The organism is Mesomycoplasma molare (assembly GCF_024918955.1).
GTDB lineage: Bacteria > Bacillota_I > Bacilli_A > Mycoplasmatales > Metamycoplasmataceae > Mesomycoplasma_A > Mesomycoplasma_A molare.
Genome location: NZ_CP103423.1, coordinates 312089 through 331004 on the forward strand (window position 1 = coordinate 312089; position 18916 = coordinate 331004).

The following is an 18916-nucleotide window of genomic DNA, read 5'->3' on the forward strand; positions in this document are numbered from 1 at the left end:
CTATCTTCTTAAATCCCCTTTGTCAAAATAAATTTCTTTTTCTAATAAGTTGTAATAAGAGTCAATTTCTAAACGTTTTGTTTCACTAACAGTTAAAATACATTTTCCAGTTAGTGCCAAAGCTAAAAATCTTTTTTCACTTTCAGTTAAACCGCCTAAATTTGAATATAGATTATTTATAGCTTCAATGTCTTGTGATTTTAATTTAAAGATAGCAGAATACTGACAATTACCTATAATTGCCCTTCCTTTATTGGCTATTTTTTCTGTTTTTACAAAGTCTGAAGGGTTTTGTGTAGTAAGTGTTGTTCCACAGTTATATTTTCTTCCCTCTTTTACTGTTGAAAATACAAAATCCAAGGTTGATATATTTTCTTCATCAATAAACTTATGCGCCTCATCAATATAAATTCAAATATGATAGTTTTTATTATATGTATTTGAAATACGTCCTTGAATAAAACTTATAATTAAATAAAATGAAGCATTAAAAATGTTTTTAGATAAATTCATCAATGATGAAACGTTAAATAAAGTCATTTTATTATTAATATCAACATTAGAGTGATTATTATAAATTTCTTTAAATCTTCCATTTTCTAAAAAGTCATCACTCAAAATGAAAAGAACATTATTTTTAATTTCATTGTTAAAAAAATCTTTTGATTTATCTTCTTTCATAAATTCAATTAAATCACTGAAAATTGGATATTTATCATTAGCTAATTCACTTATATCTTCTTTCATATCATAAAAACCTAGTTTTTGATACAACTTTTTCAAACTATAAATTATGTATCTAATATGGCTATCTAGGAATTCAGGATATAGAATTTTTAATCATTCTCTTAAAAAGTTTTCATGTAAAATAAATAATTCTGAATTTGTACTTTTTGTATTTTCCTCATTTTTTGGATTAAATAACTTTCTAATTTGTAAAGGATTAAAAACTTTATTAGAAGAAGAACCTAAATTAATGATTTCTCCGTTCATTTTATTAGTAAATTTAGTAAATTCGCCTTGCGGATCTAAAATTATGATTTCATCATTTTTCATTAATTTTTCCACAATAGCTTTTTTAGTAAAAGTAGTTTTTCCAGCCCCTGAAGTTCCGACAATAAACATATTAAAATTTTGTCTTTTATCATTTTTTAAGCTTTGATCAAAAAATACCGGACTTTTATCATATTCACTAAAACCCACTAAATTATGGTTATAATCATTATTTTCTGATAAAGCAAATGGTCAAGCAAAAGAAATGTTAGATGCTATTTGTTCTTGTGCTTCTTTAATATTATCGCTTCATTTTAATAACGTTGAAGAATAACCTTCAAATTGCCTATAAGTTAAATTGTTAATTTTTGCATTTCAACCTTCTAGATTTTTTTTGTTAGTTTTTTCTAACTCTTTTAATTCTTCTAAACTTAAAGCTCTATTAAAAAGAATAATAGTCGAATATACAATTGCCTCTTGATCTTGCGCTGCAACTTCTGCCAATTCATTTAAAGATTCATATTCTTTTTGAAGTTTTCTACTTTCAAAACGATTTTGTTCTTCTAAATAATTAACTTCCATATTTTTTTCTGTATTATCTAGTATTTTTGAAATTTTTTCCTTTTTTAAAGGTGTTATATGTCAAAACACTACACTATCGCTATCAAATGTTCTTTGAACTCAACTCTGATTCAAACTTAATGGAAATTCCGAAATTGTTTGTGTAGAATAAAAGGCATCTTTGGATTTTATATAACTTGCTTTAAATTCTATTTCCGAAAATGCAAAAAACTCATCTATTTTTTGCGCGTTTTTAATTTCCTCTAACTCTTCATTTGAAAAATTTGTATGTGGAAATTGGATTTCATTAATTAAATTTAACAAACTATCTATTTTTAACTTTTCATAATTTAATCCAATGTTATAAAGCTCATCAGAAATATTTTTAATTTCTTCATCTAAACTTTTTACGTCATTAGCATAAATGACTAAAAAGTATTTATCAGTTTGACGATTTTGATTTTTATCATTTAAATCTTTTTCAAAATAATCGAACATTTCTTTCGATATATTTATATTATTTTTATTTTTTAAATTATTGAAAGTTTCAATATTTTTATTTAAATTTATTAATTTGGGCAACTTAATGATAGTTGCTTTAGTATTTATTTTAGAAAATAAAAGTGTTAATTTTTCAATTAAAATAAACATATCGTCGTTATGCTCTTTTGAAATATCTCTACCCTCAATTTCAATAGCTCCGAAATATCGCATTGCATAACTAATATTTTTATTTTTAATATAATCGTTTTCTACTTTTTCATATGGAACTAAAAATTTGGTTTTTGCACTTGTTTTACTATTCATAGAATATTTTTTTGGTCTTAATAGAAATCTAATCATTCTTCCAAAAACAATATACCCTTTTGCTCCATGGCTAGAAATAGGTATTAACAATGTCATTTCTAAAGCTAATACTGATATAAATAGTATGAATTTTACTAAATTAGGAGCAAAACTAAATGCAAAAAAAGATAATCCATATGAAATAAAAATAAATACAAACAGTAAAGCGGTATCAATTAATGTAAATTTTTTTCAAATAAAAATCGTTGAAGAATGTTTTAGTTTTTTACTTTGTAACTTTGCCATTTTATTTCCTTTTATTTTCTCTTTTTCTTAAATTTACCTGCTAGACTTTTTTTCTGTGAATTTAATTGACTAGATAAGTCTCTAGCACTCATTCTATTTTTAATAGTTTCATTATTAAATTTAGCACCATAATATTCACTTCTATTTTGGCTGGTATTTGCAAACACACCTTTATCAAATTGCTCAATAATATTATTGTTTTTTTGTAATTTTTGATTATCTACAAAATCTCTTATATTACGAGACACTTTATTATTAAATAAAATTCCATTTCTTGTGTCACTTCATTTGATACCCTTATCTTTACGATCCTGTTTTAAATCTAATAATTGTTTTTTATATTCTGTTCTAGAAATTTGACCTGAATTATATTGTTGTTTCAAGGAGTTTTTTGCTAAATCAGCTCCAATTACTTTTTTTCCTAATTTTGATGCTCCAACAGCTAAACCACCAACAGAACCTGCTACCATAGCAGTTTTAGCAACTCCGCCAAACCCTGTTTTTAGTTTATCTCTAACATTTTTAATTCCACTTTTAAATGATGCCTCTAAACCTAAAATACTACTTAAAAAGTCCATTAATTTATCCTTAAAAGTAGTAACTGCAATTAATATTATGAATTTAATTAAAATCGAAGCAATAAAACCTGTAGGTGTTTGATCCTCTGGTATAAAATCTAATTTTAAACTTATTTTTACCATTAATAAAAATATATTTAAAGCTATAAAATAAAAAAGAATTATTATCATTTGCCCTATAAATTGTCTTCTTCATTTTGCTAAAACTTTTCCGTTGTCTACTACTGAATAAACGGCAAACCCTGGAGCTAAAATAAATAGACCCGCTACCATAAAACCTTCTGTCGCTAATGAAATAACAATTGAACCAATGCTATATATTAAAATTATAGATATCGCACCATAAAATAATAAAAGCATTAATCCTTGTCCAGAAGCTAATTTATTAAATTCATCTTTTAAAGGGTTAACAGAAAAATTGTTTTCTATAACTTCTTTTCAAGTATTTTCACTAAAAAACTCACTCGGTCTTAAACTGCTAAATAAAGATATTGCAAAATTCTGTTTATCTCCATTTGTAAAAGCTAATTCTAGTAAATCAAATAATACTGTTAAAAGAAAAAAACCTATAAACGTTACAATTGGTAATATTAAAAATATACTAATCGCAGGTAAAATATTTTTAGATAATGTCTTGATGATTTCGGTTTTTTTCTCATGTTTCATAACAAAAAAGTATCTTATTATTGTTATTAATACAAGTATTACCAAAAACACTATTGAAGCAAGGGCAAATGTTCCTGCTTCAACAGGAATTTTCAAACCTGTTTCAGGAGAAGAATTAGAAAATATTAAATATTTTGCAAAATCTAATCCAAATAATTTGAAAATGTCATAAATAATACTAATTATTTGCATTGGTAATTGAACAACCAAAAACCATATCATACTAAAAAATAATCAAGCTAATTCATTAAAAATTAAACCAAACATAAATTATTATCCTCCAGTAATTTCTAGTGCAGAATTTTTATAAATTCCATAAATTGAACCAAATAATACAAGTACTGTTGCTAAAATTCCAAGCATAACTAATAAAATAATTCTAATTTGCTTTTTAATTTGTTCTTTTTGTTCCGGATTTTTTGATATTGCTAATCTGATAAACTCAATTATTAAAGCACCTACTAAAATAAATGCAACTATACCCGAAGATCATCCTCAAATTTGTTGTAAAAGTTTTTCAGTTTTATTTGAAACATTTGTTATTGCATTATTTAAACTATTAGAATCAAAATTAACTAATCACATATTTAACCTCCCTTTTTATCATATTCATATTATTCCTTTGGTATAAATTTCACTTATAGCTAAAATTATTCCACCAGCTATTAAAGAGCTAAATAAAAGTATGGCTTTTTGAAAAATTGTCATTCTACCATTTATTCATGGTATTCCGTTTCTTCTTCTTTTAATTCAACTTCTTATTAAAAAAAAGAATCAAAAGAATGCAAATAAAAATAAAGTAATAATTAATGATATTCTCATATTTCTCCATTAAAGTAATTAAAAAATCCACCTTACTAATTCGTAAAGCGTTTTTATTTTTTATTAACTCGTTCTATATGTTATAATTTTATTGCATAAGTATATAGAGATTAATTCGAAACAGTTCTACATACTTAATTTAGAGCAAAGAACAAAACCACGTTCTTTGTTTTTTATTTAGATTTAAACATCTTCAGTAAAGTCATATTCAAAGTTATATTTAACCCTACCATTAATTTTAAAATCTTTTATTAGTTTTTTAATCTCTTCTTCACTATAATCAATCTTTAACTCTCTCCCCTCTAGAAGTGGATAAAAGTATTTTTTAATAAGTGTTTTATTTCCGATATCTTCTAAAGGACTACTATCATAATCCCCGTACTTGATTAATAAAGGTGCGATTTCTTTATTCATTAGATCTAATAATTCTTTATACATTTCTTTATCACCTAATTCTGGCAATGGTGAAAAGACGGTGTTCTTATCTTTAGAATAATGAGTTATTGGGTTTAAAAATATATTAATATGTGTTGCTAATTTCTCTGCTTGAGTTAATGCACTTTCTAAAGTTTTTATTTCTTTATCTAACTTCAAATGATCGAATTTTAATTGTTCTTCAAATGATTTATTTCTATTGGAAAAACTTGTATAAAGTGCGATTTGATAATTAATATAAGTTTTCATTAACTCTAATTGTTTTTCAGAATACGCTAATAAATGATATGGGGTCATTAAAAATATTTCTAACTCATTAGTTGAACTAATTAGTGAAGAATCCTCATTGATTTTTCATTCTCACCTTTTATTTTCCGGTTTCTCTAAATTGAATAATCTTTGATCTGCTTGATTTCAATAATAATTTAATTGCTCTAATCCACGATTTCCAAAAATACTTTTATCACTATATTTTGCATTGTTAATTTGTCCAAAAAGAGAATCTCCAAAATCTTTTCTATTAATATCTTGTGAAGCGGAATTTGTTCCTATTTTTTCCTTTACCTCATTATATTTTTCAATTAATTTTTGATTTAAAAGATTTTTATTTAAAGAATTAATTTCCCCTAATTCCTCTTTTACATTTTGTGGAATTTGTTTAATATATAGTCATAAACGATAAAATCCCTTTTGGTCTCTAGCGATATCAAATTTAGGCATTTCTCTAAATCTTTTTGAACTCAATTCATTAGTATTAAATACAATATCTGAATTATTCCCATCGCTAGAGCTATTAGAATTATTGGAACCTGAACTAGAAGAATCAGAGGAGTTGGAACCATTTTCTGTTTCACTATTAGGTTTTTTAGTTTGATTATTATAAGAATCTTTTAGTTTATTAGAAAGTAAACTAGAAAAACTACAAGAATTAGCAATTAGTGGCACTAGTGCTATTGAACATAAAAGCATACTATTTAATATTTTTCTCTGTTTCATAAATTACATCTCCGTTTTATTTTTCTACATTGTCATTCCAAAATCTTCTTCGGATTCTTGCTCTAAACTTTCTTCTTCGTTTTCCGAATCATCTCATGAGCTTTGCTCAAATAATTCGTCCCTCACACCTAATTTTAAATTTTTAAACAATGCTTTTAAATCAAAATCATTATTTCTATTTTCCAATATTTCTTTTTCTAAAAATTCTATTTTCGTTTGTTCAGAAATATCTAATTTACTCTTATCATAAAATCATAAATCTTTATGACAATACAAAGTTGTTCCTTTAAAATTTTCACCTTCTTTTTCAACATTAACAAGAGAAACTTTAGGCGGTTCATATGATAAGTTCTTTTCAACTTCTAAAAGAATTGTTCTAACTATATCTCATTGAAAATAATAAGTGTTTAAATATAAAACATTTTTAGTGTTAACAATACTTTCCAATTCTTGCGCTTTAATTTGAAATAATTGAGTAGTATCGATGTAACTATCATTTTTCAATAAAGAACCTTTTTGAGTTGATTTTTTAATTAATACTTCACCTGGTGTTTTCTTTTTTAGACCTATCCCGTTAGGTTTTGAAATAGTTGCTGTTCTTAGTTTTAAATAAAAGTAAGAATCTCTATAACAATCATAAAAAATTACAACGGGTCTATGACTAATTGTATTTTCAAATCTATCAAAAGTAATTAATTTTTCATTTTCAGTAAAAAACGGTTTAAATTTATCTATTTTACTCATAGTGACACCTTCTATTTTTTTTATAAATAAATTATATCATTTTTTAATATTTTATATTAAAAAATAACTAACTTTTTTCATTAAAATACTTTTTCAAAATAAACTCTAAAATATCACTTTTTTTAACACCCATTTGTCTTGCTAACTTTGTTAATTTTCTATCAATATCAACTTCTAAATAGTATCCAAAAGTTTCTTTTTTTGACTTGAAACTAAAGTTATTTAATGAATAATCTACTAATATATCCATGTCTTTTTTAGGTTCTTGCACCTTTAAATCATCTCTATTTTCTAATTTATCATTTTGTTTTTTTAATAAAGAATTGATATCAAAATTAGTATCTTTTATAATCATCTCATTCTCCTTCAATATCGAATTCTAGTAAATCTACTAATTGCTCATATGCTTTTGCTAGTTTGTTTTTCGAAGTTAAAACAATAGGTAAATTTTTTAATGTAACTGAAGAAGCGCCAGTTACAGAATTAGGAATACTTACTGGGCATAATTTAGGTTCTGGCAATTTTTCTGCCTGTTCTTTAATTATGTTTTCTAATTTAGATCTTTTCACTGTTTTAGTTGCAACTAAAGCTTTAATATTTAGTTTTGTATTAGATTCTTTAGCTTGCATTACGTAATCATACATTTCAACTAGCGCCTGAATTCCAAAACTTTCTAAAGTAAAAGGAATAATAACTTCTTCTGAAGCTAATAATACTCCAAATGTATTTGCTGATTTTTTAGGTTCTGTATCAATTAGTACATAATCATATCTATTTAATTTTTTTATTTCTTGAATCAATTGTTTAAAATGTTTAAACTTTTTTCCATAAACAAAACATTTAGTCATTTCACTATCAGCTTCTCGTCATTCTGTTCCTGAATTTATGATATCGATATTTTGATATACGTTATAAATAGCTTTTTCTATTTTTTGATTTTTAAAAATAATATCGTACATATTATATTCAATGGTATTTGGGTCAATATTTCTAAATGAAGACAATACATTCGATTGACTATCAGTATCTATTATTAGAACTTTATAACCTTTTTAGATAATACGCCAGCATAATTAACTGTTAAAGAAGTTTTTAAAACTCCGCCTTTATTATTACTAAAAGTAATAACTTTCATATTTTCTCCTTAATGTATTTTTGGTAACCATTTTGGTTACCAATTTGGTTACCATTTTGGTAACCACTTTTTTTATAAAATAATAAGAGTTGTTAAACTCTTGAATTATTAATTGGGATTTTCTGTTTTTTCTTTTTTTAGTAGTTTTTCTAGATTAGATTTTAATTTTTCTAATTCATCACTATATTCAACTTCTTCATCCATATTATCATTATCAATTGCACTTCTTATTCTTTCCTCAACAAATTGAATTTGTTTTAACAATCTTTCTTTTTCTACTTCTTTATTTGCTTCTAATGTTGTTGAATTATTAGGTTTAATTTCAACCAGTTCCTCTTCGTTTTCTTCTTCTGTTTTATTTATTTTTAGTTTCATTAATTCTTTGAAATTTTTAGCATTTTCATCATTACTTGAATTAGTGTTATCTATTTTTTTAGAACTTAAATTAACAATAGAATTAGCATTTTCGAAATTGAAAAAATAATCCTCATCTTTAAATGGTTTTATTGCTCCTGGTGGTTGAATTGTTCTATCTAAATCTCAAACTGTATATGAATATGTTGATTTGAGTTTTAAAGGTAAACTTTGAATTTTAAAAATTAAATGTTGATTTTTAGGCATTGTTTTAATTTCATTAATTTCCATTACTGGCTTTTCACTTATACTTTCAGAAGAATTTGAACTAGTATTTTGACCATTGGAACTATAAGAACGTTTGATTATTTTTTTATTCCCTAAAGATTTGGATATTGATTGAATGGTATCATCATTATCACTATTTATAAAAGCACTTAACCCTGTGTTTTCTAAAATAATTTCCTTTTGATTTTTCTGATATTTCCCCAATTGAGCATAAGATTGTATGATAATCATAAAGGCAACTTTTCTAGAAAGGGCGATCGATAGTTTAGAACCAAAATTAGGAACATTAGGTAAATTACCAAACTCATCAAAAATGTTCAAGAATCAACGATATAATTCTGCTCCTTTAGATTCATTAGCAATTTCAATTGCTTGTTTATAAATTTGATCAATTAAAATACTTACAATTTGGTTTCTACTACTTAAATGATCCGGAAATCTTATTAATAATGCAAAGGGTTTTACTTCTTCGGAAAAGTTTTCGATTAGTCTTTGATATTTTTGAATTTCAATTTTAAGTTTTTCATAAATTTTCAATTTTTCTAGATTTTCCCCCGAAAAACCTTTTATTTCTTTTTCTGTGTTATTTAATAGATCTTCAAAAGTTTTATAATAAAAATCTTCTTGATCTAACTTCTCCAAATCGTTAATAGTTTTATCCCTAAGCTTAATTGTATTTAAAATATTTATAAAATTTTTATCTGCTTCTAATTCTGCTGTTTTTGAACTTAATTTTTCGATTCTTTTTTGATATTCTTGTTTTGCAAACAAATTAGAATTAGGATCGGATTGTATAAATAAATCTTTAATAGATATTTCAGAACGTGAAGAAAATGATTTAACTTCTGCTTGTTGCGAAAAAGGAGAAATAGCAATTGTTGCGTTTGCTAAATAACCTGATAGTGTATTTACAGCAATACCAGAATAGGCTCTTACTTGTTGATTAAATAAATTAACCAATTCTTGCTCTACTGGATCTAATTTTTCTTTTTTATTTAAATTATTTAAAAATTTTATTCATTTTCCATGTTGAAAAATATCTGTTGCCAAAAAAGGAGCAAAAGTAGCTAGATTAAAATGTTCCCTTCTAACATTTAGATCATATTTTGAAAAAATAAGCATAAACTTTCCGATAATATTTAAAATATCTTGAGCTCCTTTATCTCAAACCGCACTTTCTCCATTTTCATTTCACTCCTTTAAAGAAGCGATAACTTCTGCTAAAAGCGAAAACGCTTCTGCTTCATTTTGTTTTTTATCACCTTTATCGGAATGAAACTTATCTCACACCATATTTAAAAAGTTAAAACCTGTTGAACTTAAAGGATTAGCAATATCAAATACTACTTTCCTATAATTATTTCTTTCTAAGTCTTTTTTAATAGCAGAGTGCAATTCTCCTTTAGGGTCAACAATTAGTAAATTAGGTTTTTTGTGTTGTTCTGGAACATTAATGTTATATTTTAAGTTAGGAATAACAAATTTTTGAGTTTTACCACTTCTTGAACCACCTAAAATTTTAAAACTTAACGCTTGTTTACTTAAATCATTTCCATATCATTCTATTAATTTTTTAGTTTTAAAAAACTTATAACCAATAATTCAAGCTGGTTCCTTAGAATTTAACAAGAAATTATTTTTATATTCACTTTCGCTTCCTTTATTTAAAATTTCATCATATAAAAATGAATTTTCCTCAAATTCTTCTTCAAATTTTTGCTTACTTTTATTAAAAAATAAAACTAAGTAAATAAAACTAACTAATACTGAAAAAAAGAAAATTAGTAAAAATTTATCATAATAATTTTCAAATGCATTTAGCATTTTCAAAATAAAATATGAATAACTAGTTCCTTGTTTATTTTTAACATTTTCATATAAGACTGTACCAATAAGCAAAAATAGTACAAGTATTATCCCAAAACCTAATGATGCTATTAAACTTAAAATGACTCTTTTTTTGGTAGGTTTTATTTTTTTAAAAAATAGATCCATCTTATTCATTTTGCTCCTTAATTTTGGTAACCATTTTGGTTACCAATTTGGTTACCATTTTGGTAACCACTTTTTTTATAAAATAATAAGAGTTGTTAAACTTTTAATTTATTAAATTTTTACATTGTCATTCCAAAATCTTCTTCGGATTCTTGTTCAAGTTCTGATTCTAGTTCTTCAGTTGGAATTTCGAAACTTTGAGCATTAGCAAGTTGTTTTTTGTATTCGCTGAAACCTTGAGTATAAAAACCGTGGAATTTTGGATATTCAAAAAAATCTTTCGCTTTTTCATTATATTCAGCAAATGTTCAAAAACTATAATAGTAACCTTTTGTTTTTTCTATAAAATACATCAATTGTTCTATTGTTAAATTATTTTTTAGTCAAGTTTTACCCGTATCTTCATTATGATTAAAAAATTCATTAAATTCTTTGTCATCTGCGTTATAAAAATAATTTCATTCTTGTTCATTCGCTAATTCATATAATTGTTCTTTTAAAGTTTTTAGATCTATATCGTTTTTATAAAAGTTGTTGTAATTTGTTAAATCTATTTTATTCATTTTTCTCCTTAATTTTGGTAACCATTTTGGTAACCACTTTTTTTATAAAATAATAAGAGTTGTTAAACTCTTTATCTATTAATTTTTTACATTGTCATTCCAAAATCTTCTTCGGATTCTTGTTTTAGTTCTTTTTCTAAATTTAACATATCTTTTAACTCAGAAACACCTATATGAGATTTTATAAATGAAAATACTACTTCTTGGTTTGTTTTAATATCAAATTCATTTTTATATTGATGACGTTTTATATAATTAGGAGTTCCGTTTTGGTTTTTTAATTTTTTTATTTCAACCATTTTATCCAATAAAGATTCACACCTTGAATATGATTCATCATCTTTCTTTAAATCATTTTTTAAAAATTTTTTAAATGATTCCAATTTAAAAAAATTGGAAGATAGTATATATTTATTAAAATCATCTCTATTTTCTACTGTTTCAATTAAACGTTCTATAACTTCCTTATTTCCTTCTTCAACCAGTTTTTCTATCATTCCTGCCGAAGTTTCCTTATAGTAAATAAATTTATGTTTATGATTATTTATTACGTCCTGAACTTGATTTGTAAAGCTTTCATCATTCTCTTTTATTGAAGGTGTATAAGTATCAGAATTTAATAAAGATTCCTCAAATAAACCATAGAATATTTCATCTAAATTTTTAAAACTAGGTGTTTTAACTTTTAAAACATCGCCTGGATTGATTTTTAGTGAAGCAGTATTATAAATACCTTTAATTGAAAAGGATTTATTGTCTAAATATTGATAATTAAATCTATAATTATCTAATTTAGGTTTGGGACTTTCTAACTTATCTAAAAAATTATGAACTAAAAATAAATACTTAGTTTCATTTTCGACATAATTTTGTTCTGTCGCTCCTAATTCAATTTTTTTAAATATATTAAATAAATTAGTTGCCCAAGTATCGATATTATCTGCTCTAAATTTATATGTATATCTAATAGTTACACCACTTGTGCTTGTTTTTTCTATAACTATTGATTTAATATCGCTTTTATCCATGTTTTTCACCTTTTTTCCTTTTTTTGTTCATTATTATTTAAAAACGTTGTATTAAATTGAGCTCAATCAATTGTTTTAACATTATATTTAGACGCTTTTTCTAATGAATTTTTCCCCGGTTTTTCTCCTATTATTAAATAAGAAGTCGAAGCTTTGATTTTTAAATCAAAACTATAACCTTTTTCAAGTAGAATTTCTGCTATTCCATATCTAGTATAATCTTCAATTGAACCAGTAACAGCAATAGAAATTTCTGGATCTTTCATTATTTTTTTATTTTTCTTTTTTAATTTTTCTGTATATTTTTCTAAAGTTATATATTTCTTTGTTCTATATTTATTTGCTAAAAAATATTTATCTTCTAATTCCATTATTTTATTTTTCGCTTCCAATAATATTTTGCAATCCTCTAGCGATCTATGAGCAGCTTTATAATCGATATTTAATTTTTCACTTAAATATCCTAAAGATCAACGATTACTTTCAATATCAATTTTTCTCTTTATATGTTCCTGAAAAAAATCTTTAGAATCTAAAATTTTATTATTTTCTATTAAATCCCATTGTAGTTTTTCAAGTGTATATTCTAAAACTGGAATATCAGCTTTTTCTGCGTTATGCGCAACCAAGTCTAAATCTTCTATAAAATTGATAAATTGTTCCATTGCTTTAGCGGTTGGAATTCCTTTTTCTTTGATTTCTGAACTTTTGATTTTATTAAATCTAGCATAAACATTTTTTACAAAATTATCTGGTAAAACTAAAGTTGAAAAAGTATCAATAATTTCTCCGTTTTTAATTTTTAAAGCACCAATTTCTATAATATCTTTTTCTGAATACTCTAAATCAAATATAACACAATTATCTCAATCGATTTCATGACCTCAAGCACACTCTAATTTCATATTTTGCTCCTTAATTTTGGTAACCATTTTGGTTACCAATTTGGTTACCATTTTGGTAACCACTTTTTTTATAAAATAATAAGAGTTGTTAAACTCTTGAATTATTAAATTGGATTATCAAATTAATTTAGTTTTTTTAGTTTAGTTTTTAATGTTAATAGTTCTGAAAAATATTTTGCTACTTTTTCAACTTCTCCATTTTCATTAGCTTTTTGTCACTCTAGTTTTAAAAAAGTTATTTTTTCTAACAATCTATTTCTTTCTAAATTTATATCCAAATCTATTTAAATACCTTTCTATTTTCTAAGCTGTCATTTCTAAATCTTCTTCAGATTCTAATTCATCCTCAAAATCATCAACATAATTTTCAATTAAATTAAGTAAATCGTCTTCATCGCAATTTTCTTCTAAATAACTAAATACTACTTCTTCGTAATTTTTAATTTCAAAATCATTTGCATATGCATTGATTTCTATATATTCTGAATTTCTAATATCATTTTCAAAATTAGATACCTTAGATGCTAAATAAATGTATTCTGAATCTAATCCTTTTTCTCTTAGATTATCATCTAAAACTTCTAAAAAATTTTCGGAATGATAAATATTATTATCGTATAAATAATTATCAAAATCCTTTGTTTGTGTTACTTCCATAGCAACTTCTTTTAGTAAACTTCTATTTGTTGATAATAAATTTAATATTTTTTGTTTTTTCATTATTTCTCCTTAATATCAAATCTTGGATTTTATAAAAAATATGAATATTATTTAAATCTATTGCTTTAAGATATTCTGATATTGTATTTTTTATTAATTACATAATTATTCTTTTTTTAAAATTAATATTTTTTCTACCTGTGTAGCTTTTCCTTTTTTACTATTCATAGACCTTAATGATTTTTTGTTTTCACTTACTTCTTGAATTATTAGGTCTATTTTTTCATAATTTACTTCTTCTTTTATTTCTTGTCAAGTTTCTTCAATCAAGTTTGTATTATAAACATCGCCGACCACAAGGCAAACTTTAGAGCCTGTTTTCAATTTAGGATAAATGTTGTTTAAATAAGACTTTATAAATTCAATGTATTCATTCATTTTTAATTTATCTTTTAATTTAATTTCTTTAGAAACGTTTTTTCTATCATAACCCAATAATCAAAGTTTTATTCAATTAGATTTTGTATAATCAACTATAGATAAATAAGGAGGAGAAGTAATAACTAAATTTACTGAATTATCTTTTACAAAGTTCAAAGGTTTTAAAGAATCGTGGTATTTAAAACTTGAATTATATTCTTTTGTTAATAAATCAAAAAATTTAGTTTCAATTCTGTTTTTAAGCTTTTTAAAAATATTTATTTCTTTAGTTTTTAAGTTATGTTTTTGCTTATAATTTTCTACATAATTAGGGGACATTGAAATCATATTAGACATAGACACAGAAAAATAAATAGTTTCACCGTTTTTTCTTTCTGGTCCATGCATTAATCCTAATGCAAAAGCTAAAATAGCGTTAATATATTTACCATTAGTTTTTCATTGTTTTCCTATTCTATTTCTTAAAAATATTAATTGTTTAAGTGTATACTCAGAATAGTAAATAAGCATTTCCTCAAATCCATTAGTACTTATTTCATCTTTTATATTTTCATATTCTCTTTCTAATTTTCTTAATTTAAGAAAAATTCTATTTTTGCAAAGTTTTGAAATTTTAAATTTTGATAAAACATAACTATAAGGGTTTAAATCATTACCTACAAATCTTCTATTTAAAAATCTAGAGCTAATGGCAGTGGTTCCTCTTCCGGAGAAGTTATCCATTATTAAATCATTTTCAGTTGAATATTTTTTAATTAAATCTAAAGGAACACTAACAGGAAACATAGCTAAATAAGAAGAAATTGAATTAATTTGTATTAGTTCTTTTTTGTCTAAAAATTCTTTTTCTTTTAACATAGAGACTTCCTAATATTTATTTTTCCATTTGATATAATCACATTTTCCTATACTTTTTTTAGTTTTAACGTCATAGAAATAATTTTCACAACTTATTAATTTTTCTTTATTAATTAATTTTGAATTACATTTTGGACAAAAGGCATTTTCAAGATATTCTATTTCATAACCTTTGGGAAAACTAATATTTTCAAGTTCCTTATCTACTATGTTTTTTAGTTCAATTAAAGAATCTTTTCAATTTAAATGACCTTTAGAAATACCATCTAACTTTTCTTCCATATCTTTTGTAAACGTTTCTGAAATAGTGTTAGAAAATTTTTCAATTTCAAATTTAGCAGTATCCCTTCCGGCTATATTCAAAAATAGTTTATTTGTTTTTTTATCTTCAAAAACATATCCATTTTTAATATTAATTTGTGCCATTGTTGCATAAGTAGAAGGACGTCCTATTCCCTTTCTTTCTAAATAAGCAATTAATGTGGCTTGAGTAAAATTTTCCGGTGGTTTTGTTGTATGTTTTACAATTCAATTTTCATTTTTGCTTAAAAAATACTCTTTATTTACTTCTCAATCATTTATATCTATTTTGTTCTCTTCTTCTGTTTTATTTTTTAAAATTTCAAATCCTTTAAAAATTCTACTTTTTGTTTCACTTTTAAAAATATGACTATTATTTTCAAATTTAAAAGTTGTTTTTTTATAAACAGAAAATGCCAAGTAACACTCTAGTGTTTTTTCATAAATTAAAGAATAAATATTAAACTCTTCTTCTGTTAAAAACTCTTTAATTTCATTAGGTTTAATATTAAAATCAATGGGTCTAAGCGCTTCATGTCCGTCTTGTGCCGAATCTTTTTGTTTAATTTGATTAAATCAATAACTATCATTCCAAAATTCTTTTTCAAAGTTATTATGAACAAATTCACTAGCTTTTAAATTAAATTCATCACTTATTCTTGTAGAATCAGTCCTTGGATAAGAAATTAAAGCTTTTTGAATTCCGTTAATTGTCACACCTTGATATAAATTTTGTAAAGTCTTTTCTATTGTTTCAGCATTTAATTTAAACTTTTTACCAGCTGTTTTTTGAAGTTCACTTGTTGTAAATGGCTTTAATGGTTTCTTAATCGAATTATCATTTGTTTCTAATGATTTTAAAATGAATTTTTCTGATAAAAGATTATAAATTTCTTTCGCTTCTTGATCTTTATTAAATATCATGCCTATTTCAAAGTCTTTATCTATTAGCTTAAGTTTTAAATTATTTAATTCAGGCTCAAGTGTTCATGAATTAGTTTCGACAAATTTTTCAATTTCTTGTTGTCTTTTTTCTAAAATAGTTAAAGCAACGGATTGAACTCGACCTGCAGACTTTTGCTTTAAAACTTTTTGAACAACATTTGAAGCTTTAAAACCAAAATATCTATCATAAATTCGTCTTACAAATTGAGCATTTACTAAATTTTGATTAATATTAGTTTTATTTAAAATCGAATTTAATATTGCTTCTTTTGTTATTTCATTAAAACAAACCCTACTTACTTTGTTTTTTAAACTAGAATCTAAAACTTCTGATATATGCCACGCTATTGCTTCCCCTTCTCTATCAGGGTCAGTTGCGATATAAATATTATCTACTTGTTTTCCGTATTGATTTATTTCTTTGATAATCTTTTTTTTATTACTATCAATTACTGATCAATTTGCTTGAAAATTATTAAAATTAAAGCCTAAATTATTTTCCTTGCTAATTGTTAAGTCTCTTAAATGACCACCAGTAGCTATAACTTTAAAATCTTTACCTAAATAAGAAGATATTGTTTTAAGTTTTCCTAATCCTTCAATTATAAATAAATTCATGATCTATAGTAAATTCTCTATTTCAAATTCTGTTAATTGCAACTCTTCTTCTTTTTTCGAATTTTCTTCTTCTAAAAATGAATTTCATTCGGTATCAGATATAGCTTGTTCTTGTTTATTAAATTGAGAATAATCAAATTTTTGATCATTTATACTAATAATATTGGTTGAAGTAACTTTAAATTCTGGAAATTTATCGAATATGTTTTTGGCTTCTCTAGATTTAGTTGTTATTGATCCCTCTAGTTCGATAATATCTCCTTTTTTAGCAACTTCAGCAAAAGTACGAACCATTTTATCTCCAAAAATCCTAATAGGAAATATATTTTTGTTTTGCACTATATAGATAGTTGAATATGCTTTTTTATTTTTTTCTGTTTCATTAACGAAAACAGGAGCAATCAGTTTACCTTTTAAAATCAATTTATTAAATGTATTAATTTCTTTGTTGTTCATAATATTTTTTAGTTCCTTTCAAATAGTGTTGATGTAGTGTTAAATCCTTTTTCTCATGAATTTTTGATTTTATAAATATGATATGGAAGTTTATGTTTTTGTTTTTTAATAAAATTCTCGCTTGAAAAATTATTATTTTGCATTTGTAAATGTTTTAAATGGGTTAAATGATTTAAAGAATTATTATTTTTTTGTAATTCTCAATATTCATTTGATAATTCTTTAATTGTAAAATTGGCGATTTGATTATTTAATGAATCAATTTCCTTGTTTAAGAAAAGTTGTTTTTCTTCTTCTGAAACTAAAAGTTGATCAATCTTTTTAAAAAATAAATTTTTTAATTCTTCTAATTCTGAACTATTTTTTGTTAATTCTTGCGTTAGTTGATCTATAAATTTTTTTTCTGATTCATCCAATCTAACATATGATTTATTTTTCTTTGAAGCTATTTGTTTAAGTATTTTTAAATTGTCTCTAGCTAAATCAAGTTTCAATATATTTTTAAAATCATTTTTATAAATTAAACGATAATCATTTTTAATATCTCAAATATCTTTTTTTTGCTTATAAATAATTTCTTTATTATTTTTTTCATTCATTTTGGTTTCTAAATATTTTCCAAAACTTCTGATTTCATCAAATTTTATTTTTCCTTGTTGTCTTCATCGTAGTTCAAACTCATTAGTTTGTTTGTTTTTTACTAATCTAGTTTTTTCTTTTTCAGCAAAAACTAGATGAATATGTGGATTTTTAGTATTTACATGAACTGAAGCAAATAAATTTACTTTTTCAATTTCTAAACCTTGTCTTTTTAAAAAGTCTGGAAAGTATTCGCTAACAACTTCCATAAAATTATTTTGGGAAAAAATCTTATGTTTTTCTAAAAAAGTGCTTTCAAACGATAATTCCATATCTCAAACAATTTGTTCTTCTTCTAAGTTTTGCATTATTTTTATCGCATCTTTATTATCAATATTTTTAAATTTATTTTTAGCCAAAATTCAAAATAAGCCGGAATTATCATTTTCATTAGCTTTTAAACCATTATTTAATATTTCGCTATAAACTTTACCATTTGCTAATTCTTGATTAAAATAAACTTCATTTAGATCATGACGATAAGACGCACTTTCTCTTGTAATGTAATTAATAATATTTTTCTTAGTTTTACAAAAATAATAATTCTTTTCTTTTGATCGTTTTATAGAATAAAACTTTTTAAACACTAATAAAGCACTCTTAGACATCACTCCCCAATCTATTTCAATTAAATATTTGTCCTATCTTACTGTTAAACTTTAAATGTAATAAACTTATATATAAATAACGAAAATATCTATTATTATTTATTCTTACCGAATAAATAATATTTATGCAACATGTTTTGGACTATATAAAAACCAATATGCAAAATAGGACTAATATTTAATTAAAATCGAATATTAAAAAATACTAATTTCAAATTAGCTTAATAATTCTTGCA

Annotated in this window: 19 protein-coding genes; all 19 read right to left on the bottom strand. The window is 23.9% G+C overall.

The window, feature by feature from the left end:
• Positions 1 to 2646, bottom strand: a complete 2646-nt coding sequence (locus tag NX772_RS01475) for an Mbov_0397 family ICE element conjugal transfer ATPase (protein ID WP_027123558.1) — start codon at positions 2644 to 2646, stop codon at positions 1 to 3.
• 11 nt (positions 2647 to 2657) lie between these two features.
• A complete protein-coding gene (locus NX772_RS01480) occupies positions 2658 to 4157 on the bottom strand; it encodes an Mbov_0396 family ICE element transmembrane protein (protein WP_027123557.1) in 1500 nt (499 codons plus the stop codon).
• Positions 4158 to 4163: 6 nt separating this feature from the next.
• Positions 4164 to 4475: an Mbov_0395 family pilin-like conjugal transfer protein gene (locus NX772_RS01485; protein ID WP_027123556.1), complete on the bottom strand. Its 312-nt coding sequence runs from the start codon at positions 4473 to 4475 to the stop codon at positions 4164 to 4166.
• Positions 4476 to 4490: 15 nt separating this feature from the next.
• Positions 4491 to 4712 carry a hypothetical protein gene (locus tag NX772_RS01490; protein WP_027123555.1) on the bottom strand — a complete coding sequence of 74 codons (222 nt, stop codon included), beginning with the start codon at positions 4710 to 4712 and terminating at the stop codon, positions 4491 to 4493.
• 183 nt (positions 4713 to 4895) lie between these two features.
• A complete protein-coding gene (locus tag NX772_RS01495) occupies positions 4896 to 6143 on the bottom strand; it encodes a hypothetical protein (RefSeq protein ID WP_027123554.1) in 1248 nt (415 codons plus the stop codon).
• A gap of 24 nt (positions 6144 to 6167) precedes the next feature.
• Entirely contained in the window at positions 6168 to 6887 is a 720-nt protein-coding gene (locus NX772_RS01500; RefSeq protein ID WP_027123576.1) for an Mbov_0400 family ICE element protein, read from the bottom strand.
• 67 nt (positions 6888 to 6954) lie between these two features.
• A complete protein-coding gene (locus NX772_RS01505) occupies positions 6955 to 7242 on the bottom strand; it encodes a hypothetical protein (protein ID WP_027123575.1) in 288 nt (95 codons plus the stop codon).
• Positions 7223 to 7891 (bottom strand): ParA family protein, encoded by a 669-nt coding sequence (locus NX772_RS01510; RefSeq protein ID WP_259429395.1) that lies wholly within the window; start codon positions 7889 to 7891, stop codon positions 7223 to 7225. Before NX772_RS01510 ends, NX772_RS01505 begins: the two co-directional genes overlap by 20 nt.
• Positions 7892 to 7920: 29 nt before the next feature.
• Positions 7921 to 8022 carry a ParA family protein gene (locus tag NX772_RS01515; protein WP_259429396.1) on the bottom strand — a complete coding sequence of 34 codons (102 nt, stop codon included), beginning with the start codon at positions 8020 to 8022 and terminating at the stop codon, positions 7921 to 7923.
• Between the two features lie 108 nt (positions 8023 to 8130).
• Positions 8131 to 10668, bottom strand: coding sequence for a type IV secretory system conjugative DNA transfer family protein (locus tag NX772_RS01520; RefSeq protein ID WP_027123571.1), 2538 nt, complete (start codon positions 10666 to 10668; stop codon positions 8131 to 8133).
• Positions 10669 to 10778: 110 nt separating this feature from the next.
• On the bottom strand, positions 10779 to 11222 hold the full coding sequence (locus NX772_RS01525) for a hypothetical protein (protein ID WP_259429397.1): 444 nt from the start codon (positions 11220 to 11222) through the stop codon (positions 10779 to 10781).
• Positions 11223 to 11308: 86 nt separating this feature from the next.
• Complete coding sequence (locus NX772_RS01530) at positions 11309 to 12250, bottom strand: hypothetical protein (protein ID WP_259429398.1); 942 nt, start codon at positions 12248 to 12250, stop codon at positions 11309 to 11311.
• The gene (locus NX772_RS01535) at positions 12223 to 13155 is read right to left on the bottom strand and encodes an exonuclease domain-containing protein (RefSeq protein WP_027123577.1); all 933 of its coding nucleotides are present in this window, start codon (positions 13153 to 13155) and stop codon (positions 12223 to 12225) included. Before NX772_RS01535 ends, NX772_RS01530 begins: the two co-directional genes overlap by 28 nt.
• A gap of 122 nt (positions 13156 to 13277) precedes the next feature.
• Entirely contained in the window at positions 13278 to 13433 is a 156-nt protein-coding gene (locus NX772_RS01540) for a hypothetical protein (protein ID WP_259429399.1), read from the bottom strand.
• 25 nt (positions 13434 to 13458) lie between these two features.
• Complete coding sequence (locus NX772_RS01545) at positions 13459 to 13875, bottom strand: Mbov_0392 family ICE element protein (protein WP_027123676.1); 417 nt, start codon at positions 13873 to 13875, stop codon at positions 13459 to 13461.
• A 105-nt stretch (positions 13876 to 13980) separates the two neighbouring features.
• A complete protein-coding gene (locus NX772_RS01550; RefSeq protein WP_051542235.1) occupies positions 13981 to 15114 on the bottom strand; it encodes a DNA methyltransferase in 1134 nt (377 codons plus the stop codon).
• Positions 15115 to 15123: 9 nt separating this feature from the next.
• Complete coding sequence (locus NX772_RS01555; RefSeq protein WP_051542233.1) at positions 15124 to 16977, bottom strand: type IA DNA topoisomerase; 1854 nt, start codon at positions 16975 to 16977, stop codon at positions 15124 to 15126.
• Positions 16978 to 16980: 3 nt separating this feature from the next.
• Positions 16981 to 17433, bottom strand: coding sequence for a hypothetical protein (locus NX772_RS01560; RefSeq protein ID WP_027123675.1), 453 nt, complete (start codon positions 17431 to 17433; stop codon positions 16981 to 16983).
• Positions 17434 to 17441: 8 nt separating this feature from the next.
• Positions 17442 to 18680 (bottom strand): relaxase MobL, encoded by a 1239-nt coding sequence (gene mobL / locus NX772_RS01565; protein WP_027123674.1) that lies wholly within the window; start codon positions 18678 to 18680, stop codon positions 17442 to 17444.
• Positions 18681 to 18916 lie beyond the last annotated feature (236 nt).